Below are 20,074 nucleotides of genomic sequence, written 5' to 3' on the forward strand. Positions count from 1 at the left end.
ACAACCCTTCCAGCGTAGCGGCCGGGTAGCGACCGGCGACTCCGGCGCTCACTCGATCCAGACAGTCTTGCGGTTGACGAACTCGTGGATGCCTTCTTTCGAGAGTTCACGGCCGTAGCCGGAGTCCTTGACGCCGCCGAAGGGGACGCGCGGATCGGATTTCGTGAGCTGGTTGATGAATGTACAGCCGGCGTCGATCCGGCCGGCGACGCGCTCGCCACGGTCGCGGTCTTCGGTCCAAATGGACGCGCCGAGCCCGAAGCGCGTGTCGTTGGCCTTCTCGATGGCTTCGGCTTCGTCCCCGACCGTGAAGACCGAGGCGACGGGGCCGAAGAGTTCCTCGCTGTCGGCCGGACAGTTGGCCGGGATGTCGGTCAGGACCGTCGGCGGGTAGTACGCGCCCTCTCGATCCATCGGTTCGCCGCCAGCGAGCACGGTCGCACCGGCCTCGACACTCGCCTCGACCTGTTCGTGGAGGTGTTCCATCGCCCCCTCGCTAGACTGCGGTCCCACGTCGGTGTCCTCGTCCATCGGATCGCCGACCGTGAGCGCTTCGACCTCGTCGACGAGTTTCTCGGTGAACTCCTCGGCGACGGACTCGTGGACGATGAAGCGCTTGGCGGCGATACAGGACTGGCCGCCGTTCAAGTTTCGCGCCAGTGCGCCGGTCTCGGCTGCGGCGTCCAGGTCGGCGTCGTCGAAGACGATGAACGGGTCGCTCCCGCCGAGTTCGAGGACGGTCGGTTTCAACTGGTCACTAGCGGTCGACGCCACGGCGCGACCCGCCGGGCCGCTCCCGGTGAGTGTCGCCGCGCGGACGCGGTCGTCCTCGACGATGGCGTCGACCAGATCGGAGGGGATGAGCAGTGACTGGAAGGCGCCCTCGGGGAAGCCCGCCTCGCGGAAGATCTCCTCGATCGCGAGCGCACAGCCGGGGACGTTCGAGGCGTGTTTCAGCAGGCCGACGTTGCCCGCGGCGAGCGAGGGCGCGGCGAAGCGAAACACCTGCCAGAAGGGATAGTTCCACGGCATGACCGCCAGTACGGGGCCGATCGGATCGTACCGCGTCTTGGCCGTCGTCCCCGGCGGGCTCGGGTAGTACTCGTCGGCGAGGTAGGCTTCTGCGTACTCGGCGTAGTGTTCACAGCCCCACGCACACTTCTCGACCTCGCTCTCGGCCTGCGAGATTGGTTTGCCCATCTCCCGAGTCATCAGTTCGGCAAACTCTCGCTTGCGATCGCGAAGGATCTCTGCCGCGTTGACGAGCAGTTCCTGGCGTTCGCGCATCGGGACGTCGCGCCAGTCTGCGTACGCGTCGGTCGCGCGGTCGAGCGCCGCATCGACGTCGTCCGCCGAATCGGCCTCGTAGGTGTCGATTCGTTCGTTCGTCGCCGGGTTTGTCGTCTCCATGTCGCGGTGGTTGCACGGACAGGCCTATCAGTGTTCCTTCGTCTGCAAGCCCCGGCGACCAGATTCGGGGCACCGTCACAGCGGGACCTGATGACCGGGACCACCAATGTGGGTTGTCATCAATGAACAATTTTTTTGTCACAGTCACCCCGGGACCCATATATGGATGGAACGGATTACGCGGTAGTCTTTGCACTGGACGTGATCGCGACCGTCGCCGGAATCTTCCTGTACATCGCGATCGGCGGATCGTTCTGAGCGCGGGCCGATATGTCTCCCAACGTCGACGGACAACGCAGACGTCACCAGCGAGCGGGACGCGTCGGTCGAGTCGGGCACCCGTTCAGATCGCGTCGCGAACCGTCCGGGCCGACCGGGCGAACAGCGCCCCGACGCTCTCACGTCGGGCGACGAAGAGCGCGATCCCGAGGACGACGTAGACGGCCGTGTAGGCGTGGAGGACGAGCATACTGAGATCGTTGGCCGCCGGTTCAGCGTACGTCTGGATAATGAAGAACTCGATGAGTACCTGCGAGAGGAACAGGCCCAGCAGGCCGACCGCCTCGCGGGTACTGATCTCGAAGTTGGTCAGGATCGCGATGGCGAAGAAGCTCTGGGCGGCCGTGATCCAGATCTCAGCGGCCTGTTTCGAGTCGAACGGAAGCGCCTCGACCGCGCCCGCGGAGATGGAGTAGACGATGGCGAGCGTCCCGATGAGGAGCGTCCACTGGTTCAGCTTCGACGAGATGAGTGCGTTGAAGCCCGCGGTCGTCCGCGCCTTGTTCACCAGATAGGCGACGACAATCAGTTCCGGGCTCTCGGATGCCAGCGGCGCCAGCCACTGAATCATGAAGAATTCCGGGATCCCGTTCTGGACACCGACCTGCTCTAATCCCTCCGCGAACGGGTGGACGGCGGTGAAGATGATCGTTCCGGAGAAAGCGAAGCCCCCGAGGACGACCGCAGCGCGGCCGAGTTGCGGATACTGCTGGAAGTATGCGGGGACGCCGCCGTGTTCCTCCGGTTCCTCGACGTCACCGCGGACGATCACGACGAGATAGGTCACGTAGAGACCGACGAGGACGACCGTGTCCACGATGCCGATGCCACCGGCGAGCGGGACGAAGAAGGCGACCGCCGTCGCCGCGAGCAAGAAGACGATCTCGAGGGAGAGGTCCCGGTCCATCGTGACGACATCGGTGAGAAAGCCACCCCGGTGTTCGACCGCAGGGTCAGACCCGCCCCGGGCGCGATAGATGCTGTAGAGGGCGATCCCGGACCAGCCGAGACCGATGAGGATCCGATTCGCGCCGGTCATGTTCGCGACGGCGAGGTTCGCCGCCTCCGTATCGCCGGCGCCGGCCTGCCAGGCGTAGAGCGCGTCGACCGCGTACTCGGGGGCGACCGCCAGGACGGCCAGGACGGCGATGGCGAACGCCCGTGGGACGTCCTTCTCGGCAGTCTCCGCGGCCCACGCCAGCAAAAACGACGCGCCCAGAATCGACGCGCCGGCGACGAGGACGGCGATTCCCGGTCCGATGTTAGCACCGGGATGAACGGTTCCGTAGCCGCCGTACGAGAAGAACGTGGCGAGCCAGGGAACGGTCAACAGAAACGTAACGGCGACCGCGACGAGCGGATGGCGTAACCGACGTGACATTGATCAACGATGACTGCACGCCCCCGATATATAATCCACAAGATATGCGGTCGATCGCCGCAGACAGCGTCTACAGCGAGCAGGACACACGAATGCCACAGTTGCCGGCTAATCGGGAGAAGTCGCCGGAGAAGCACTCACAAAGCCAATATCAGCCAATACAGGGAGAGATGCGGGGCGATCAGTCCTCGGGGAGGTACTCGACGGCTGCGTCGGCCGCACTCCGTTTCACGCTCTCGATGCCGCGCTCGGCTCCCTGTTTCGACGTGTACCCCTCGCCGCTATCGGCGATAATCCGCCCGTTTCTCGCGACGAGTCGCCAGCGCCACTCGTCCGCACGATCGCGATACACCTCGAACGTTGCCCCGTTGCTCATGTCCTCCCGATGCAGGGTGTCGCCACTAATAGCCTCGGGTCGCCAGCGCAGGTTTCGTATCGGGATGACTGTCGATGAGGCGACGCAGCCCGACCGTGGTTGGTCGCGACGGGAGACAGTCGGTCAGGTCTCCGGGATGACCGTCACCGGGACGCCCGCGCGCCGGATCGTCGTCTCGGCGACACTGCCGAGCATGAGCCGTTCGATACCACTGCGGCCGTGACTGCCCATCACGACGTGGTCGAAGTCGCCGGCGGTGGCGTGGGCGACGACCTCGTGGCCCGGTCGGCCGTACCGCCAGTCCGTCTCGATCGAGGCGTCGTACTCGGCGGCGATCGCCCGCGCCTCGTCGAAGTGTTCCGCTGCCAGCTCGGTCGCGCGTTCGCGCCACTGATGCCGGCCGTGATCGCTCCCCGCGTCGGTGTGATCGGCGAACGGTTCGACGACGTGGAGCACCTCGATCGACGCGTCCGGGAAGTGTTCGAAGGCGAACCGTAGCGCGGCCCCGGACGGGCCGCTCGCGTCGTACGGCACGAGAATACGCGACACCATACTCGAAGCAATCGCGACCGGGTACAAAGTTGTGTGGGTCGGCCGAGCGAGATCGTGAGGCGTCGCCGGAGAGTGGGGTGCCCACATTGGCACGACAAGGAGGCCGTCGCGGTGGAGAACCTGGAAGGCGGGCCGCCAGTACCGACCCAACAGCTGTCACCCCTGTCGGTCGACGACTCGGTACCACGGTCGGCTAGAGAACGGTGTACCCGGCGAGGGTCAGGTACGGGGCGACGACGTGCCGGGGGACGGCCAGTTCGACGGTCCCGCCGACTGCGTCGTACTGGACGAGTCCGACATCCTGCAACTGTGGAAGGTGACTGTGCACCAGCGCCGTTTCTACTCGTTCGCGGTGGTCAGGTATCGACTGGCCTTCCTCGGCCGCGATGCGTTCGGCGAGGTCACTCACCGACATCGGTTCCAGCGAGGCGGCAAGCGAGGCCACTACACGCTGCCGTCGTTCGTCGGCGAAGGCCGCAAACAGCGCGGTGGGAGAGTGTTCGCGGGAGTCGTCCACTCGGGCTGAGTCGTGAGTTCGGGGGATCATGGTATCACGTGGAACTGTCCCTGTCCGCCATTGCCGTTTCAGGGTGCGCAATTCGACAACTGCAGCGCACGGATACCACCATGTGTGTGAAGGAGTACCATAAGACTTCGTACTCCACAATGTGACAGTGACAAAAAGCGTCTGTGACGGCTAGGAGTTGGCTGGCGTTCTGTGGGGGTGTGACAAAAGACAACTGAAGGCGAAGTAACGATCGACGAACGCCACATCCAGAGCAGACGGTCCAGCACCGTCGACCCGAGGCCCACCGACTCCGGCGTCGACGACGCGCCAGTCGGGTAGTGCGTCATTGTCGACCCCTAATCACTCGTACTCCGATGCCAACGACGGCTAGTCGGTGGGCCGCGAGACGACGGGCGGACATCAGTCTCACATTTACCGTGTAACGGTCCGCGGCCCTCTTTGACCGGCCCGTGATCGTGTTCGTCGGGTTCTCCTCGGTCTCGAGGGGTGCCCGCGACGACTCGCCGACCGGCTCGACCGCGAGTCGGGGGCTGAACGAGAGCGATCAAATCCGCAGACAGAGACCATGAGTAACGACACACCGGCGGAGACGGCGACATCGCAGCGTAACGGATCGAGAGGGATACACCGGCGGGGCATCCTGGCAGCCGGGGCGGCGACGGCGCTCGGAGCCAGCTTGGGGGTCTCGGCCACCGGCGTCGCCGCGCAGGACGACACCGGCGACTACCCCGGCCTCTCCATCGCCGCGCTGACCGGCGCCCAACAGACCGAAGAGATCGACACCGAGGCGACGGGTGGCGCGGTGGTCAGCGCGAACGAGGAGCGGAGCGAACTCGAGTACGCCGTGCTCGTCCACGCGATCGAAGACGTGACGCAGGCGCACATCCACCTGGGCGCCGCGGGCGAGGATGGGCCGGTCGCGGTCTGGCTCTATCCTGGCCCCGACGCCACCGAACCCGGGCTGGAGGAGGGCCGGTTCGACGGCATCCTCGCCACCGGAACGATCACCGAGGACCACCTCACCGAGGAGGTCGACGGCCAGACTATGGACGCGCTCTTGGAGCAGATCGCGAGCGGCGACACCTACGTGAACGTTCACACGGAGGCCAACCCCGCCGGCGAGATCAGAGGCCAGCTCCTGTCAGCCGCGGACGTGGCCGACGCGGTGACCGATACCGACGCGGACGACGAGCAGGGCGATGACGTCACGGACGATGATGCTTCGGGAGACGACGCGACCGACAACGAGAGCGTCGGTGACGACGCCGGCAACGAGTCCAGCGGGAACGAAAGCGGCGGTGACGGCGGATACGGCGGCTGAAGGCGTGACGCGAAGCGCGTAATCTAGTCGACCAGAGAAGGTCGGGCGACGTCGAAATGATTACCTGGCGCGGCCGGGAAGGAGACGGCGTGAACGCTCGCCGTTCGCTCTCCCTTGGACTCGCCGCGGCGTGTTTCCTCTGGGCGATCGCAGTGATCGGGTTCGTCCTCGGCACGTATACGCCACTCCCCTCGGTAGCAGACCTGGAGCCGATCGTCACCGCGGGGGCCGTCGTCGCGATCCTCGTCGGCATCGGGGTGGGCCTTCGGGACGGATATCGCTCGATCGTGGACTGAGAGAGCCCACGACGTGGCTATGCAGTGCCCTGTGTCAGTGCCGGTTCGGCCTACTCGCCCGTCGGTGGCTGGAGTGGGTGGTCGGCGAATCCAGCCCTCGACGGTGCGTGTACAGCGTGGAAGTTCCGGTATTATCCACGTTCACCCGTCGTTCGTTCGCCGGCCGTCTCATCGTCGTCCGCTCGCCCCTTGTACCGAGCCCAGAGTGCATCGAGGCCGAGCGAGATCACGAAGAAGAGTGCGGTGGTGCCACCCAGGAACACCCAGTCGATATCGTTCCGGACGTAGCCGAGCACGAGGAGGACGGCGAAGACGACGAGTGCCTGGACGAGGCGGTCACGGAGCGTTTGTCCGACGAGTTCCATACGGCGGCTATCGAGACGAGAGGGAATAAGACGTCGACATGCGGGCGCCGTGGTCTTCGCGAGGCCGGGTGGGTGACAGAGACGGTGTCGTCCTCAACTGGAGTGGCGGCGAGACCAGTATAAATTGAGAAGGGATTTATAATTGGGCTTTAGAGGACGCGCCATGGACCGGAGAGAGTTTACGAAAGTCGCCGGCGCTGCCGCGACGATCCCCCTGCTCGCGGGCTGTTCCGATGCGGTGAGCGAGGTGACCGGCGGGCTGGACGTCACCGGCATGAACGCTCGGACGACCACGTTCGGCAACATCGAACTCACTGCGCAAGTCGAAAACACCGCGTCGGATTCGAAATCGGGAACGCTGGTCGGGCAAGTCGACCTCGAAGGCGGGGACACGTTCACCGAACAGAAGGCGATCACGGTCGGCGCGAACCGAACCAACTCCTTCGAGATCGGGATCGATATCCCGGTCGCCGATTCGCTTTCCGGCGGGCAGTACACCTACGACGTCTGGCTGGACTGACGACGAGTTTCTGGGGACCACTGCCGCTCGATGCTGAGGCGTACGTCGCGCACGAGGGCGTTTGTCACCACAGTAGTAATATCTAAATCACAAACCAATTATCTGGCAGAGAGGAAGGCTCGATCGTGCTCGCAGCCCCACCCCATGGCGCGGACGAACTGATGGCCGATAGCGCGTCCGACTCTCGGACGGGTGAGTGTACACTTTCCGACGGCCGCACGGTCGCCTATACCACGAGTGGAGATCCCGACGGACTGCCCGTCTTTGTCCACCACGGTTCCCCTGGCTCGCGGTTGTTCGGCTCGCTCGTTACCGATTCCGCGAAGGCGGCAGGTTGTCGGCTGGTCATCCCCGATCGGCCAGGGTACGGTTGCTCGTCCCCACCGCCGGATGGATGGACGTGGAGCGACTGGCCTGCCGACCTCGATGCCGTCCGACGCGCGGAATCGATCGATCGCGCCGCCCACATGGGCTTTTCGGGGGGCGGCCCCTTCGCGATCGCAACGGCAGCTGCCGACTGGACGACGCGGATCGCACTCGTCAGCACAGTCGTTCCTCCTGCCGAAAACGGTCTCGCGACGGTCTCGAAGATTCCCTACGGCCTCCGCGCACTCTTTCGCCTCTCGAGCGCTCTCGCTTCGGTCAGCGGCCCCGATCGCATCGTCGCGCAGTACACCGATCGTGCGGTTCCCGATCCAGTGACGCAGGCCGTCGGCGCTGACTTCCACGAAGCCCTCCGTCAGGGAACAAACGCGGTTGCCAGGGAGTGTCGCCGTTTCGCGAGAGAGTCACTCGACGCGGACGGCGTCGACAGCCCCCTCCGCTGGTGGCACGGGACGGCAGATACGAACGCTGCGATCGAACCCGTCAGAACCCTCGCTGACGAGGTCGGAGCCGACGTGGTCGAATCCGACACCGACCATCTCGGTGTCCTCCTCGACCAGCAACGCGACATCTTCGAGTGGCTCACCGCAGACCGCCGTGTATCCGAAAGCGGGTGAAGCGGAGCGACGCCATCGGTCGAGCGGAGAGCGAACGAGGCCGGTTTTTCGTCGTGATGAACGGCCGTGACAGCACACTGGCCTCCAGTACGAAGTCCCCCGTTTCAACGAGCGGCTCCGTACATCCATTACCCCAGCTGCCCTACAGGCACGTAATACGATACCAATGGACGAGCACACCGATCAACCAGGAGACGAGTCGTCGGGGGAGCACGATCCCCACAGTATCGGAAGCGACAGCGAGGGGCGGATGGGAACCGACGAATCGCCCGTCGAGGAGTCGGTGCGTGAATCGGAAGCCACAGACACTGCTGGAAGTCGGCACCCTGCCGAAGCGTCGCACCACGAACACGGATCGGACAATCCCGACGAACACGGATCGGACGGGCACGGCAGACACGGAGCGGACGGCCACGGCGAACACGGAACTGGCGGTCACGACGACCACGGAGGGATGCACGCTGGGCACGAACAGCTGTTCCGTCGGCGCTTTTTCGTCTCGACGCTGCTCTCGGTCCCGGTGCTCCTCTACAGTGAGACGCTTCAGGAGTGGCTCGGCTTCACCGTTCCGGCGGTTCCCGGCAGCGAATGGATCACCCCCGTCTTCGCGGTAATCGTCTTCGCGTACGGGGGCGTTCCGTTCCTTCGGATGGCGGTTCCGGAAGTGACGGATCGGGCGCCGGGAATGATGACGCTCATTTCGATGGCGATCACCGTCGCATTCGTCTACAGCCTCGCGAGCGTCTTCGACCTGGCCGAGACGGCGTTCTTCTGGGAGTTGGTGACCCTGATCGACATCATGCTGCTGGGCCACTGGATCGAGATGCGGTCGGTCCGGCGGGCGTCGAGCGCCATCGACGAACTGGCGGAGTTGTTGCCCGATACGGCCGAACGACTCACCGAGGATGGCGAGACCGAGGAGGTACCGGTGAGTGCGCTCTCGGAGGGCGACCGCGTCCTCGTCCGCCCGGGTGCGAGTGTGCCGGCCGATGCGGTCGTCGTGGAGGGCGAGTCGGACGTGAACGAGGCGATGATTACGGGCGAATCGAGGCCGGTGTCGAAAGAACCCGGCGACGAAGTCATCGGCGGGACCGTCAATGGCGACGGGAGCCTCCGCGCGCGGATCGACGCCACGGGAGAGAAAACCACGCTGGCCGGAATCATGCGGTTGGTCGAGGAGGCCCAGCGAAGCACGTCGCGGACGCAGGTACTCGCCGACCGAGCCGCTGGTTGGCTGTTCTACGTCGCGGTGTCGGCGGCGCTCGTCACGGCAGTGGCCTGGACGCTGGCAACGACGTTCGATGCCGCCGTCATCGAGCGGGTCGTCACGGTGCTGGTGATCGCGTGCCCGCACGCGCTCGGGCTGGCCATCCCACTCGTCGTCGCGATCAACACGTCGCTCGCAGCCCGAAACGGGATGTTGGTCCGCGATCGCATCGCGATGGAACGAGCGCGGAACCTCGACACGATCATCTTCGACAAGACTGGAACGCTCACGGAGGGCGAGCACGGGGTCGTCGCGTCGGTAACCGTCGACGGCGTCGATGAGAACGAGGCGCTGGCGCTGGCCGCGGCTGTGGAGGGAGATTCCGAGCACATGATCGCCCGTGCCATCCGCGAAGCCGCCGCCGAGCGAGGCGTCGAGACGCCGGCTTCGGATGATTTCGAGGCGATGAAGGGTCGTGGGGTCAGGGCAGTCGTCGACGGTGACGAGGTGTTCGTCGGCGGCCCGAACCTCCTGACCCACCTCGACAGCGCGGTCCCCTCGGACCTCCAGACCTTCGCCGAAGAAGCCGGAGAGAACGCCCAGACTGTCGTCTATCTCGTCCGTGAGGGAGAAGCGATCGCGGCCTTCGCCATGGCCGACGTGATCCGTGCGGAGAGTTACCGGGTCGTCGACGCGCTCCACGACCTCGAGGTCGAGGTCGCGATGCTCACCGGTGACTCAGCGGACGTGGCGAACGCAGTTGCGGCGGAACTGGGCATCGATACGGTGTTCGCCGAGGTCCTGCCAGAAGACAAGGACGTGACGGTCCAGGAACTCCAGGACCAGGGGAAACTGGTCGGGATGGTCGGCGACGGCGTCAACGATGCGCCGGCGCTCACCCGAGCGGACGTCGGCATCGCCATCGGCAGCGGGACCGACGTGGCCGTCCAGTCGGCCGACGTGATCCTCGTCCAGAACAATCCCGTGGACGTCGTTCGACTCGTGACGCTGAGCAAGGCGAGCTACCGGAAGATGCAAGAGAACATCGTCTGGGCGGCCGGCTACAACGTCGTCGCACTTCCGCTGGCCGCAGGAATACTGGCACCGATCGGGTTCCTCCTCTCACCGGCCGTTGGTGCACTGTTGATGTCCCTCAGCACGGTGATCGTCGCAGTCAATGCACAGCTGCTTCGTCGGGTGGACCTTTCGGTCCCGGGGCTTCCCGACGGATCCACACCGGAGAGATCTCAGCCTGCTGAGTGACAACGGTCGTTCACGGACGGGATGGCGTCGGCATGGGTGTTTGAACTGGTGTGTACAGGCGTCGGCGATGACGCCGTTGGATATGAGCGCCGATGGACGACCGACGGAGCCCTCCGGAGAACGGCCACGATCCGATGAACAGGATCCACCCGGACCAAGACAGATTGTATTCCAAGGATTCGGGCCCACACTACCTTGATATCATAAGGACAATCGAAGTAAACGCTGCACCCGTCCCTCTAGATAGGGGTCGCGTCTCGACGCGACTCACGATCCAAAATCATGACCACCGATACGACCACTCGCCGATTAGTCTGGCTCGTCCTGCTACTCGTCGGTGCACTCATCGTCCTCCCCACGTTCGGCATGTGGGGTGGCATGATGGGATCCGGTCCGATGATGGATGGGGTGTGGGGTGACCACATGTGGGGCACAGGTGGACCAGCCGCCTGGATGTTCATCATCGGCGTTGGTGTGCAGTTACTCTTCCTCGCCCTGGTCATCGGCGCCCTGTACCTCGGCTACCAGGCGCTACATGGGCGGGAAGAATCGACCGATCCTGCACTCGACGAGCTCCGATCTGCCTACGCACGAGGCGACCTGAGCGACGAAGAGTACGAACGGCGCCTGGAACGGCTCGAAAACGAATCGTAACAGCACATCTATGCAGGCAGCACTTGACACAGCGGTGGTCGAGGCGCTCCGAATCGGGTTCGGCTTCCTCTGGACGGCGGCGTGGGCGATCATCATGGGACTGGTGATCACCAGTCTCGTCCAGGTCTACGTCTCGAAAGAGCGAATGGCGTCGGTGCTCGGGGACGGCGATATCGCCGGCGTCACGAAAGCGACGGTGTTCGGTGCGGCCAGCAGTGGCTGCAGCTTCGGCGCCGTCGCCATCGGTAAGGGACTGTTCAAGAAAGGCGCCCACGTCGTGACCTTCCTCGCGTTCATGTTCGCCTCAACGAACCTCATCGTCGAACTCGGCCTGATGATCCTGATCCTGCTCGGCTGGGAGTTCCTCGTCGCCGAGTTGCTCGGCGGCGTGATCCTCATCGCAGTGATGGCGGTCATCGTCCACCTGACGCTTCCGGAGACCCTGTTCGAGGACGTCCGCGCCGAACTGAACCAGCAAGATCACGATCACGGCGTCTCCGAGGACCCGACCTGCGGAATGGAAGGAAAAGACGAGTATTCGCTCGTGACGGACGGCGGAGAAACCCTGAAATTCTGCTCTGCGGGGTGTATGGAGACCTATCGACAGGAGGCGGCGAGCAGCGGTGGCTGGCGAGACGAACTGCGGTCGTGGGGCGGGTGGTACAAAGTCGGCAACCAGTATCGAAAGGAGTGGTCGATGCTCTACAAAGACGTGATCGCGGGCTTTCTGATCTCGGGATTCGTCATCGTGTTCGTGCCTCAGTGGGTCTGGAACACGCTGTTCCTCCAGGGCGACGGGCTGCTAGTCAGCGCCGAGAACGCGGTCATGGGAGTGGCCATCGCGGTCATCAGCTTCGTCGGGAGCATGGGGAACGTCCCGTTCGCCGTCGCGCTCTGGGGCGGCGGTGTGAGCTTTGCCGGCGTCATCGCGTTCGTCTACGCAGACCTCATCACGATCCCCGTACTCAACGTCTACCGAAAGTACTACGGCTGGAAGGTGATGGCCTACATCCTCGGCGTATTCTTCGTGACGATGGCGTTCACGGGCTTTCTCATGGAACAGCTGTTCGACGTCCTCGGGATCGTCCCCGATCTCGCTGGCGGTATGACTGCGAGCGAGCAGACCTATTTCGAACTGAACTACACCTTCTACCTCAACCTGATCGCGTTCGCGCTCTCTGGCTTCCTCTTCTACGTCTACCGGCGGGGACTCGGCGCACCGGGTCAGTATCGGGACCCGGTGTGCGGGATGCGCACCGACGACGACGGACCGAGCGTGTCGCACGACGGCGAGACCTATCACTTCTGTTCGACGGCGTGCAAACGATCGTTCGAGGAACAGCCTGACAGCTACGCCACGGTCGATCCGGTCATCTCGGAAGGCCACGATCACCACTGAGACGTTGCTGGCTCGAGACTTTCCGGCTATCCCTTCGCTCTCGCGCAGCGAATGCGTATGGGCACGATGGGATTCGAACCGAAGCCAGACGTGCTCGCTCACGCCGTTCGCTGCGCGCGACTGGCAGGGCTCGAATCCAACGAGGTACGCTCAGCACGGCTCACTATCGTTCGCCGGCGGAGCGGGCACGATGGGATTCGAACCCACGACCGTCGGATTAGAAGTCCGACGCTCTATCCGGACTGAGCTACGTGCCCTCGCAAACAGGTTCCGTCGCGGGTGGCATAAGCGGTATGGATTTGGCCCTTATCCCGCCGAAGCCGGAAGACCGTTGGTGACCGAGGCCTTGCAGTCATCCATGCACCTGCCGGATGTCACCTGGCCCGAGGTGGCGGCGTACGACGAATCGATCGCATTGGTACCGCTGGGCTCGACGGAGCAACACGGTCCGCACCTCCCCGAGGGGACAGATCATATGATCGCCCGCGGGCTGGCTCGCGAGGCCGCCGAACGGACTGGCTATCTCTGTACACCCACCATCACGATCGGCGTGAGCGACCACCACCGGCAGTTCCCCGGGACGATGTGGGTCGAACCGCCCGTGTTTCGGGACTACGTCGAGAGTCTCACGCGGAACCTGACCGCCCACGGCATCGACCGCGTCATCTACGTCAACGCCCACGGCGGCAACGTCCAGCACCTCCAGGAGGTCTCGAAACGCCTCCACAAAGACGGCACCGCCTACGCCATCGAGTGGATGTGGGACGAGTCCATCCCGGAACTCGTCGACGAACTCTTCGAGACCAACGGTCCCCACGCGGGGCCGAAGGAGACGTCGATGGTCGCCTACCTCGAGGACCTCGTCCGCGAGGACGAACTCGACGCGGCGTACGAGGGCGGGATGGCGCCCGTCGATCGCGAGACGTTTACGCGCAACGGCGCACGCGTCTTCCACGATTCGATCGAGAACTCGGCGAACGGGTCATTCGGCGACCCACGAGACGCCTCCGCCGAGAAGGGCGCACAGCTCTTCGAGGCCGCCACCGACCAGCTCGTCGACCTCGCCGACTGGCTGGTCGACCGGCCGAAAGACGACCTGCTCCCCGCCGAATACGTCTGAGAGCGCGCAGCGAGTCGTATGCGAGGTCCAGACGCCCCGACGACGAAAACGGCGACGCTCGTGGCGGTCGAATCGGGCAATCGCACCTAAACGGCCTGCGCCTGCCCCTGACACATTCACCCGTCTCCTGGCTGTCGGTTGCGGTGCAATGTGCGCTCACTACACCGACGACGAGGAGGGAAAACGCGTGGTAACCAGCGACGGCGACGAGATCGGCATGGTCAAAGAGGTCAGAGACGGCCAGCTTCACGTCGACCCTGACCCGGGGATGACGGACTCGATCAAGGCGACACTCGGGTGGGGCGACGCCGACGAGGGAACCTACGCATTAGACGACGACCACGTCAAGTCCGTCAGCGACGACGAGATCCACCTCAGCCGGATGTAGCGCCCGCGGAGATCCTGCAGCCGAAACCTGATCCCTCGGCTGAAATCTGGTCCTCCCCGCCTGGACCCGAACCCACAGCCCTTATGCTCGTCTCGCCAGTATCGAGAGCCAATGCACGTCATCGGAACCGTCGGGTTACCGGGCAGCGGCAAGGGAGAGGCGGCGACGGTCGCCCGCGAGGCGGGGATCCCCGTGGTGACGATGGGCGACGTGGTGCGCCAGGAGACCGCCGACCGCGGCCTGGATCCGGCGACGGATCACGGGGCGGTCGCGCAGGCGCTGCGCGACGAGGACGGCCCGACGGCGATCGCCCAGCGGTCGCTGCCGATGATCGAAGATCGCCTCGAGACCCACGACGCGGTCCTCGTCGACGGGATCCGGTCGGACGACGAGGTCGATGTCTTCGAGGACGCCTTCGGTGACGACTTCACGCTCGTGAGTATCGAAGCGCCGGCCGATATCCGCCGAGAGCGCCTCGACGACAGGGGACGCGACGCGGGCGCGGCCGACGGCGGCGAATCGCTCGACGCACGCGACGAACGCGAACTCGGCTGGGGGATGGGCGAGGCGATGGCCGACGCCGACGTCGTCGTCGAAAACACGGACACGCTGGCGGCGTTCCACGAGCGCGTCCGCGAGATCATCACCACCGACGCCGATCTACAGGTCGACCAATGAGCGAAGACACCAGCGAGCCCGGCGAGGCGATCTATCGCGTCGACGTCGAGATCACGGCACCTGTCTTCGATACGGAAGTAACGGATCGGGTTCGCGATGCGGTCGCGAACATCGTGCCGGAAGCCGACCTCGAGGAGCGCCACGGCGAGATCTACGGTCGGGCCCACTCGCTCGAGCACCTCTCGGAGCTGCTCCACCGCCACGAGATCCTCGATACCGCCAGAAGTGAGTTCTTCACCAACCGCGACGGCAACAGCTTCACGTTTGCGCTCAAAAAGCAACCGGCGTTGGAAGAGCGGGCGACCTTCGCCGTCGGCGAACCGGACGAACTCGGGGAGATCGATATTCGCGTGACGGTCGAGGAACCATCGCTCGAGGACTACGTCGACCATGTCGCGCCGCCAACCGAGGACGGCACGCCGATCGAGTCCTGACTACAACCCGATAGGTCTGGTCGTAACAGGCCCAGGAACCCTCGAACGGCCACAAACGGCCCGGAGACTTAACTACCGGGACTATCAGTACCGGTATATGTTGCCGACAGCGGACGGCGCGACGTGGGACGCCAACCCGTCCGAAGCGTTCGCGACACTCGGACACGAGACGCGCCTTGACGTTCTGGGCGCGCTCTGGGCAGCCGACGGGCCCATGCGCTACGAAGCGTTGCGCCGAACGGTCGCCCCCGACGACCGGGGAAACTTCGGGTACCACCTCGACAAGCTCGCCGGCCACTTCATCAGAAAGTCGGATTCGGGGTACGAGCTCCGGCTGGCGGGTGAGCAAGTCGTCCGAGCGATCGTCGCGGGGACGATTACGGCGAATCCGGAACTATCGTCACGAGCGGTCGACAGCGAATGTGTCTTCTGCGGCGCGCCGGTCGAACTTCGCTACGACGACGAGACGATCACCGTCCAGTGTACGGCCTGTGCGGGACTCGTCGGTGGCGACCTTCCGCGGGGAACGTTCATGCACTACGAGTTTCCACCCGGCGGACTCTCCGGCCGATCGCCGGAGGAGATCGTCGATGCCGCCCACACCTACTACGACGCGAAGATCATCCCGATGATGCGGGGAATTTGCCCGATCTGTGCAGGCCAGATCGAGACGCGCGTCGAGGTCTGTGAGGACCACGAACCGATCGCTGACGACAACGAACCGGTCAGTGACGACGATACACCGACCGACGAACTCTGTTCGAACTGCGACTCGCGCACCGAAGCCTGGGCGATCCTCCAGTGTGAACGGTGCCGGTACACCAGACGATCGGTCCTCTGGTTTTCGATCTTGACTCACCCGGGTGTCGTCGCGTTCTACTACGATCACGGCGTCGACGATCCGGTCCCCCTGCGCAAGCTGACGTGGGAGCGCGCACAGATCGAACGGACCGTCAGCGTCGACATCGTCGAACGGGAGCCGGACGTGTTCCGGATCTGCCTCCAGATCGACGAGGAGCAACTCGTCGCCGAGCTGGGTGACGACCTGTGCGTCAGATCCGTCGACCGAATTCCCGCCGACGAGCAAGGGGCGTCGACAGCCAACACGTCGTAACAGTTGAGTATTCAACAGTAGTGGCGTACGGGAAGGCTATTTATTCGATAGTGGTGTAACCAATCCTGATGCCCAAAACGGTTGTCGACGGGGACGGAAGCACAGTCTGGCGCCTCCTCGGCGAACCACGCCGCCACCACGTGCTCCGACACCTGGACGACACGGGAGAGCCGACGACGACGGCCGACCTCTCGCGGGCGATCACCGAGTACTGCGACGGCGACGACGAACAGGTCAGGCTCGCGCTCAGACACGTCGACGTCCCGAAACTGGCCGACGCCGACGTCCTCGAGTACGAGCCGGAACGGGACCGGATCGAGCCGACGCCGCGAGTCGAGACGCTGTGTGCGGTGCTCGACGCCGTCGACGAACGGCTGGGGTGATCCCCGACGGTCGATCGACAGTCGGCCGAACGAGGGTCGGCGAGTGTGAGTGACGAGTGGAGCGGAACGGAGTCGCAGCCCCGTGGAGTCACCGCTTGGTGCACTCGTCGGGTCCCGAGAGTCGTTGGGTCCGGAGGGTCATCGGGCCCCGAGGGTTGTCAGGTTCGGAGTCACAAAACTGAGCGAGCTAGCGATCGCCACACCGTCAGATTATCCGAACGGGCCGCCACCGCCACCCATCCCGCCCATGCCACCGCCTCCGCCGCCTCCCATCTGCTGCATCATGCGCTGCATCTCCTTCTCCGAGCCCATCCCCTGGAACTGCTTCATGGTCCGTTCCATCAGTTTGAACTGGTCTAGGAGTTCGCGGACGGATTCCTCGCTGGTGCCGGAGCCACGGGCGATGCGCTCGATCTGGCTGGCGCCGATCGCGCGCGGGTACTCCTTCTCGGCGTCGGTCATCGAATCCATGATGACCCGGAAGGTGTGCATGCGCTCTTCGGTGACGTCCATCGCGTCGTCGGGCAGCTGATCCTTGATGCCGCCGCCCATGCCGGGGATCATGTCGAGCACCTGCGAGAGCGGGCCCATGTTGTTCATCGCCTCGAGTTGCTTCTGCATGTCGTTCAGGGTGAAGTTACCCTGCAGCATCTCCTCGGGGTCCCAGTCATCCTCTTCGATGTCCGTCTGGTCCATCGCGCGCTCGACGCGTTCGGCGAGCTGGGCCAGGTCGCCCATCCCGAGCAGTCGGGAGATGAACCCTTCGGGCTCGAAGCGCTCGATGTCGTCGACCTCCTCGCCGGTCCCGAGGAAGGCGATCGAGGAGTCGGTCTGGTCGACCGCCGCCAGTGCGCCGCCACCTTTCGCCGTCCCGTCTAACTTCGTGATGACGACGCCGTCGATGCCGATGGAGTCGTGGAACTCGCGGGCCTGGTCCTTCGCACCCTGACCGATCGCGGCGTCGAGGACGAGCAAGGAGATGTCCGGATCCACGACGCGCTCGATCTCCTCGATTTCGTCGATCAGGTCGTCTTCCAAGGCGTGGCGACCGGCGGTGTCGACGATGTGGACGTCGGCGTTGGCCGTCTCCTCGAGGCCGGTGCGCGCGATCTCGACGGGATCTTCCGAGTCGGGATCGCCGTAGAATTCGACCTCCGCACGCTCGGTCATCTGTTTCGCCTGGTCGAAAGCGCCCGGCCGGAAGGTGTCGGTCTGGATGACCGCCGGTTTGAGTCCCTTCGTCGAGAACCACCAGGCCATCTTGGCCGCGGAGGTCGTCTTCCCCGACCCCTGCAGCCCGGCCAGCAGGATCGTCTGATCTTCGAGCGGGAGCTCCGTCGACTCGCCGATGAGGTCGACGAGTTCCTCGTAGACGATGCGCAGGACGAAGTCGCGCGCCGGCGTCCCCGCGGGCGGCTCCTCTTCTAACGCACGCGTCTCGATGTTCTCCGAGAGCTCCATCACGAGCGAGACGTCGACGTCGGCCGACAGCAGCGAGCGCTGGATCTCCGTGACGACCGACTCGACGTCGGCCTCGCTGATACGAGATTTGCCCCGGAGGTCGTCTAAGGTCCCCCGCAGCGAACTGCCGAGATCGTCGAGTACCATTTGCCGAGCCTACGCGGCGCGCTCGTTAAAGGCTTTTCTCGCGCGGACGATCGTGTCGGCCCGATCGGCGGCCGTGACTGGGCCAGCCGACGTCGCCGGTGACGGCGGCCCACCCGATGACTGCTGGAAGCGCCAGCGGCTCGGACAGCCAGCCAGTTCCCGAAAGAACCAGCAACGCTTTCCACGGAACCAGCCGAACACCAAGTATGAGCGACGACACGACAGCCGACGGCGGACAGCAGACCGAGGAGGAGCCGACGAATGGGTCCGAAGCCGTAACGACCGTCAGGATCACCGTCGAAGACGGCCTCTGGATCGCCGCGGACGACGAGACCGGGATCTCCAGTCAGGGCCCCACCAAGTTTGACGCCTTGCGGAATCTCGCGGCGACGCTCGAAACCGTCGAGGAAGGCGACGAAGCCGACGACGAGGACTGGCTCTGAGGCCACAACGTTTTGTCAGTCCGCCCGAACCTGTTGACATGGAAGCCGACTGTCCGTTCTGCGAGATCGTCGCCGGGGGAGGCGACGCCGCCGAAGTCTATCGAACCGACGAGGCCGTAGCGTTCCTCGACGCCAGCCCGGCCGTCGACGGTCACACGCTGGTGATCCCGACGAGCCACCGCGAGGAGATCACGACCGCCCCGGTGCCGACGCGCCAAGCCGTCTTCGACGCCGTCGGCCACGTTTCCGATGCCCTCGAACAGGCACTCGATCCCGACGGCTTCAGCGTATTCCACACCTCCGGCCCGCTCGTCGGCAGGATCGACCACGCCCACGTCCACGTCCTGCCTCGCAGTGGCGACGACGGGATCTCCCTCTCGCTCGAGCGCGACTCGCTGGAGGCGGAGCGGGCCGAAACGCTCGCAGAGCGAATTCGGTCGAACAGCTGAGGAACAATCCGGAAGCGAAACCGATCACTTCCGCGCGATTCGCGGGGACAGGACGTACTCCACGGAGCCCTCGCCGTCGGCGATCTCGAACCCGAGCGAGATCGGCGTCTCCGTCCCGATCCTGAGATCGACGGCCGCATCACCGGGGATGGCCCGGCTCATGTCGCGGAGGTACTCGAGGGAGTACAGTGAACGGGCCTCGCCCGGGGTGAACGCCTGGAGGTCGGTCGCCTCGAATTCCAGCGAGACGGAGTCGACGTCCCCGTCGGCCTCGATCCGAAGCGCCTCGTCAGCCAGGGCGATCGAGAGGTGGTTCGCTACCAGATCGGTCGCCCCGACGAACCGGTCGACGGTCGCGCTTGGCAGGACGGCCCCGCCACCGTACTCGAAACGCAGTTCCGTCGGATCCGGCGGCGAGCGGATCGTCTCGGGGTCGAGCAGCCCCATCTCGTATCGAAGCTCGCCGATACCGACACGGAGGTGACGCGTCCCTGCGTCCACGGCGAGGGTCACCGGCCGATCGCGATCGGCCAGCCCGACGATCGTTCCGAGCCGTTCGACGTCGAGGCCGAACGTTCCGTTCGCGCCGTCGTAGGTCTCGAACGCACCGGCAGCGAGGTCCACGTTGACGGAAGCGACGACGGCCGGGTCGGTCGCAATGACCGACAGCCCATCGTCGTCGAATTCGAGGCGACACTCGGTGACCAGCGCGGAGAGCGCGTCGATCACCGTCGAGAGCGTCCCGGCATCGACGCGCGCCACGATGGTAGCGTTGGAGAGGTTTCGCTCCCCGTTCGATCCGGCCCCACTCACCGCACTTCCGGCGTCGTTCACGTTCGTCATGCGTGTCATCTACACCCGGTCGACGTCGGTTAAGGATTTCGACCGTTTTCGAACCCATAAC

Annotated in this window: 23 protein-coding genes and 1 tRNA gene; 15 read left to right on the forward strand and 9 right to left on the reverse strand. The window is 64.8% G+C overall.

The genetic code is table 11. The features are described from left to right. Window positions 1-48: 48 nt before the first annotated feature. From C479_RS06755 to C479_RS06775, 5 genes are all read right to left on the reverse strand, one after another. Window positions 49-1,410: an NAD-dependent succinate-semialdehyde dehydrogenase gene (locus C479_RS06755; protein ID WP_007699844.1), complete on the reverse strand. Its 1,362-nt coding sequence runs from the start codon at window positions 1,408-1,410 to the stop codon at window positions 49-51. A 343-nt stretch (window positions 1,411-1,753) separates the two neighbouring features. Beyond that, entirely contained in the window at window positions 1,754-3,070 is a 1,317-nt protein-coding gene (locus C479_RS06760; RefSeq protein ID WP_007699847.1) for a sodium/calcium exchanger membrane region, read from the reverse strand. A gap of 181 nt (window positions 3,071-3,251) precedes the next feature. Further along, entirely contained in the window at window positions 3,252-3,446 is a 195-nt protein-coding gene (locus tag C479_RS06765) for an HVO_2922 family protein (RefSeq protein ID WP_007699850.1), read from the reverse strand. A gap of 123 nt (window positions 3,447-3,569) precedes the next feature. Continuing rightward, on the reverse strand, window positions 3,570-3,998 hold the full coding sequence (locus C479_RS06770) for a universal stress protein (RefSeq protein ID WP_007699853.1): 429 nt from the start codon (window positions 3,996-3,998) through the stop codon (window positions 3,570-3,572). A gap of 193 nt (window positions 3,999-4,191) precedes the next feature. Further along, complete coding sequence (locus C479_RS06775) at window positions 4,192-4,515, reverse strand: DUF7344 domain-containing protein (RefSeq protein ID WP_007699855.1); 324 nt, start codon at window positions 4,513-4,515, stop codon at window positions 4,192-4,194. A gap of 577 nt (window positions 4,516-5,092) precedes the next feature. On the opposite strand from C479_RS06775, the gene C479_RS06780 reads away from it, so the two are divergent. Further along, on the forward strand, window positions 5,093-5,848 hold the full coding sequence (locus tag C479_RS06780) for a CHRD domain-containing protein (protein WP_007699857.1): 756 nt from the start codon (window positions 5,093-5,095) through the stop codon (window positions 5,846-5,848). A gap of 89 nt (window positions 5,849-5,937) precedes the next feature. Continuing rightward, window positions 5,938-6,144, forward strand: coding sequence for a hypothetical protein (locus C479_RS06785; protein ID WP_241430172.1), 207 nt, complete (start codon window positions 5,938-5,940; stop codon window positions 6,142-6,144). Window positions 6,145-6,275: 131 nt separating this feature from the next. On the opposite strand, the gene C479_RS06790 is transcribed toward C479_RS06785, so the two are convergent. Then, window positions 6,276-6,509 carry a hypothetical protein gene (locus C479_RS06790; protein WP_007699862.1) on the reverse strand — a complete coding sequence of 78 codons (234 nt, stop codon included), beginning with the start codon at window positions 6,507-6,509 and terminating at the stop codon, window positions 6,276-6,278. A 163-nt stretch (window positions 6,510-6,672) separates the two neighbouring features. On the opposite strand from C479_RS06790, the gene C479_RS06795 reads away from it, so the two are divergent. From C479_RS06795 to C479_RS06815, 5 genes are all read left to right on the forward strand, one after another. Then, the gene (locus C479_RS06795; protein ID WP_007699864.1) at window positions 6,673-7,029 is read left to right on the forward strand and encodes a hypothetical protein; all 357 of its coding nucleotides are present in this window, start codon (window positions 6,673-6,675) and stop codon (window positions 7,027-7,029) included. Window positions 7,030-7,190: 161 nt separating this feature from the next. After that, window positions 7,191-8,030 carry an alpha/beta fold hydrolase gene (locus C479_RS06800; protein WP_007699868.1) on the forward strand — a complete coding sequence of 280 codons (840 nt, stop codon included), beginning with the start codon at window positions 7,191-7,193 and terminating at the stop codon, window positions 8,028-8,030. Between the two features lie 166 nt (window positions 8,031-8,196). Then, on the forward strand, window positions 8,197-10,500 hold the full coding sequence (locus tag C479_RS06805) for a copper-translocating P-type ATPase (RefSeq protein ID WP_007699871.1): 2,304 nt from the start codon (window positions 8,197-8,199) through the stop codon (window positions 10,498-10,500). A gap of 282 nt (window positions 10,501-10,782) precedes the next feature. After that, window positions 10,783-11,154 carry an SHOCT domain-containing protein gene (locus C479_RS06810; protein ID WP_007699874.1) on the forward strand — a complete coding sequence of 124 codons (372 nt, stop codon included), beginning with the start codon at window positions 10,783-10,785 and terminating at the stop codon, window positions 11,152-11,154. Window positions 11,155-11,164: 10 nt separating this feature from the next. Continuing rightward, on the forward strand, window positions 11,165-12,553 hold the full coding sequence (locus C479_RS06815; protein ID WP_007699882.1) for a permease: 1,389 nt from the start codon (window positions 11,165-11,167) through the stop codon (window positions 12,551-12,553). A 182-nt stretch (window positions 12,554-12,735) separates the two neighbouring features. Here C479_RS06815 and C479_RS06820 read toward each other — a convergent pair. After that, window positions 12,736-12,810 (reverse strand) — tRNA-Arg (locus C479_RS06820). Between the two features lie 101 nt (window positions 12,811-12,911). On the opposite strand from C479_RS06820, the gene C479_RS06825 reads away from it, so the two are divergent. From C479_RS06825 to C479_RS06850, 6 genes are all read left to right on the forward strand, one after another. After that, a complete protein-coding gene (locus C479_RS06825) occupies window positions 12,912-13,673 on the forward strand; it encodes a creatininase family protein (RefSeq protein WP_007699885.1) in 762 nt (253 codons plus the stop codon). 148 nt (window positions 13,674-13,821) lie between these two features. Beyond that, complete coding sequence (locus C479_RS06830) at window positions 13,822-14,061, forward strand: hypothetical protein (protein WP_007699887.1); 240 nt, start codon at window positions 13,822-13,824, stop codon at window positions 14,059-14,061. Window positions 14,062-14,172: 111 nt separating this feature from the next. Further along, window positions 14,173-14,739 (forward strand): AAA family ATPase, encoded by a 567-nt coding sequence (locus tag C479_RS06835; RefSeq protein ID WP_007699889.1) that lies wholly within the window; start codon window positions 14,173-14,175, stop codon window positions 14,737-14,739. Further along, window positions 14,736-15,173 (forward strand): RNA-binding domain-containing protein, encoded by a 438-nt coding sequence (locus C479_RS06840; RefSeq protein WP_007699892.1) that lies wholly within the window; start codon window positions 14,736-14,738, stop codon window positions 15,171-15,173. Before C479_RS06835 ends, C479_RS06840 begins: the two co-directional genes overlap by 4 nt. Before the next feature lie 97 nt (window positions 15,174-15,270). Continuing rightward, window positions 15,271-16,287 (forward strand): winged helix-turn-helix domain-containing protein, encoded by a 1,017-nt coding sequence (locus C479_RS06845; protein ID WP_007699894.1) that lies wholly within the window; start codon window positions 15,271-15,273, stop codon window positions 16,285-16,287. Window positions 16,288-16,355: 68 nt separating this feature from the next. Beyond that, the gene (locus C479_RS06850; protein ID WP_007699908.1) at window positions 16,356-16,670 is read left to right on the forward strand and encodes a DUF7344 domain-containing protein; all 315 of its coding nucleotides are present in this window, start codon (window positions 16,356-16,358) and stop codon (window positions 16,668-16,670) included. A 210-nt stretch (window positions 16,671-16,880) separates the two neighbouring features. Here the strand turns inward: C479_RS06850 and C479_RS06855 are convergent, their stop codons facing one another. Beyond that, entirely contained in the window at window positions 16,881-18,278 is a 1,398-nt protein-coding gene (locus C479_RS06855) for a signal recognition particle protein Srp54 (RefSeq protein WP_007699917.1), read from the reverse strand. Window positions 18,279-18,484: 206 nt separating this feature from the next. Between C479_RS06855 and C479_RS06860 the strand changes: the two genes are divergently transcribed. Then, a complete protein-coding gene (locus C479_RS06860; RefSeq protein WP_007699920.1) occupies window positions 18,485-18,721 on the forward strand; it encodes a type II toxin-antitoxin system HicB family antitoxin in 237 nt (78 codons plus the stop codon). Between the two features lie 38 nt (window positions 18,722-18,759). Continuing rightward, window positions 18,760-19,170, forward strand: coding sequence for an HIT family protein (locus C479_RS06865; protein ID WP_007699923.1), 411 nt, complete (start codon window positions 18,760-18,762; stop codon window positions 19,168-19,170). A 24-nt stretch (window positions 19,171-19,194) separates the two neighbouring features. Here the strand turns inward: C479_RS06865 and C479_RS06870 are convergent, their stop codons facing one another. Then, on the reverse strand, window positions 19,195-20,013 hold the full coding sequence (locus tag C479_RS06870; RefSeq protein ID WP_007699925.1) for a DNA polymerase sliding clamp: 819 nt from the start codon (window positions 20,011-20,013) through the stop codon (window positions 19,195-19,197). Between the last annotated feature and the right edge of the window lie 61 nt (window positions 20,014-20,074).

It is taken from the genome of Halovivax asiaticus JCM 14624 (genome assembly GCF_000337515.1).
Taxonomy (GTDB): domain Archaea; phylum Halobacteriota; class Halobacteria; order Halobacteriales; family Natrialbaceae; genus Halovivax; species Halovivax asiaticus.

Excerpts from the sequence above, each read along its gene's own strand:
- C479_RS06755 (WP_007699844.1), bottom strand. The coding sequence starts at position 1,410 with ATGGAGACGACAAACCCGGCGACGAACGAACGAATCGACACCTACGAG.
- C479_RS06760 (WP_007699847.1), bottom strand. The coding sequence starts at position 3,070 with ATGTCACGTCGGTTACGCCATCCGCTCGTCGCGGTCGCCGTTACGTTT.
- C479_RS06765 (WP_007699850.1), bottom strand. The coding sequence starts at position 3,446 with ATGAGCAACGGGGCAACGTTCGAGGTGTATCGCGATCGTGCGGACGAG.
- C479_RS06770 (WP_007699853.1), bottom strand. The coding sequence starts at position 3,998 with ATGGTGTCGCGTATTCTCGTGCCGTACGACGCGAGCGGCCCGTCCGGG.
- C479_RS06780 (WP_007699857.1), top strand. The coding sequence starts at position 5,093 with ATGAGTAACGACACACCGGCGGAGACGGCGACATCGCAGCGTAACGGA.
- C479_RS06790 (WP_007699862.1), bottom strand. The coding sequence starts at position 6,509 with ATGGAACTCGTCGGACAAACGCTCCGTGACCGCCTCGTCCAGGCACTC.
- C479_RS06795 (WP_007699864.1), top strand. The coding sequence starts at position 6,673 with ATGGACCGGAGAGAGTTTACGAAAGTCGCCGGCGCTGCCGCGACGATC.
- C479_RS06800 (WP_007699868.1), top strand. The coding sequence starts at position 7,191 with ATGGCCGATAGCGCGTCCGACTCTCGGACGGGTGAGTGTACACTTTCC.
- C479_RS06805 (WP_007699871.1), top strand. The coding sequence starts at position 8,197 with ATGGACGAGCACACCGATCAACCAGGAGACGAGTCGTCGGGGGAGCAC.
- C479_RS06810 (WP_007699874.1), top strand. The coding sequence starts at position 10,783 with ATGACCACCGATACGACCACTCGCCGATTAGTCTGGCTCGTCCTGCTA.
- C479_RS06815 (WP_007699882.1), top strand. The coding sequence starts at position 11,165 with ATGCAGGCAGCACTTGACACAGCGGTGGTCGAGGCGCTCCGAATCGGG.
- C479_RS06825 (WP_007699885.1), top strand. The coding sequence starts at position 12,912 with ATGCACCTGCCGGATGTCACCTGGCCCGAGGTGGCGGCGTACGACGAA.
- C479_RS06830 (WP_007699887.1), top strand. The coding sequence starts at position 13,822 with ATGTGCGCTCACTACACCGACGACGAGGAGGGAAAACGCGTGGTAACC.
- C479_RS06835 (WP_007699889.1), top strand. The coding sequence starts at position 14,173 with ATGCACGTCATCGGAACCGTCGGGTTACCGGGCAGCGGCAAGGGAGAG.
- C479_RS06840 (WP_007699892.1), top strand. The coding sequence starts at position 14,736 with ATGAGCGAAGACACCAGCGAGCCCGGCGAGGCGATCTATCGCGTCGAC.
- C479_RS06845 (WP_007699894.1), top strand. The coding sequence starts at position 15,271 with ATGTTGCCGACAGCGGACGGCGCGACGTGGGACGCCAACCCGTCCGAA.
- C479_RS06850 (WP_007699908.1), top strand. The coding sequence starts at position 16,356 with ATGCCCAAAACGGTTGTCGACGGGGACGGAAGCACAGTCTGGCGCCTC.
- C479_RS06855 (WP_007699917.1), bottom strand. The coding sequence starts at position 18,278 with ATGGTACTCGACGATCTCGGCAGTTCGCTGCGGGGGACCTTAGACGAC.
- C479_RS06860 (WP_007699920.1), top strand. The coding sequence starts at position 18,485 with ATGAGCGACGACACGACAGCCGACGGCGGACAGCAGACCGAGGAGGAG.
- C479_RS06865 (WP_007699923.1), top strand. The coding sequence starts at position 18,760 with ATGGAAGCCGACTGTCCGTTCTGCGAGATCGTCGCCGGGGGAGGCGAC.
- C479_RS06870 (WP_007699925.1), bottom strand. The coding sequence starts at position 20,013 with ATGACGAACGTGAACGACGCCGGAAGTGCGGTGAGTGGGGCCGGATCG.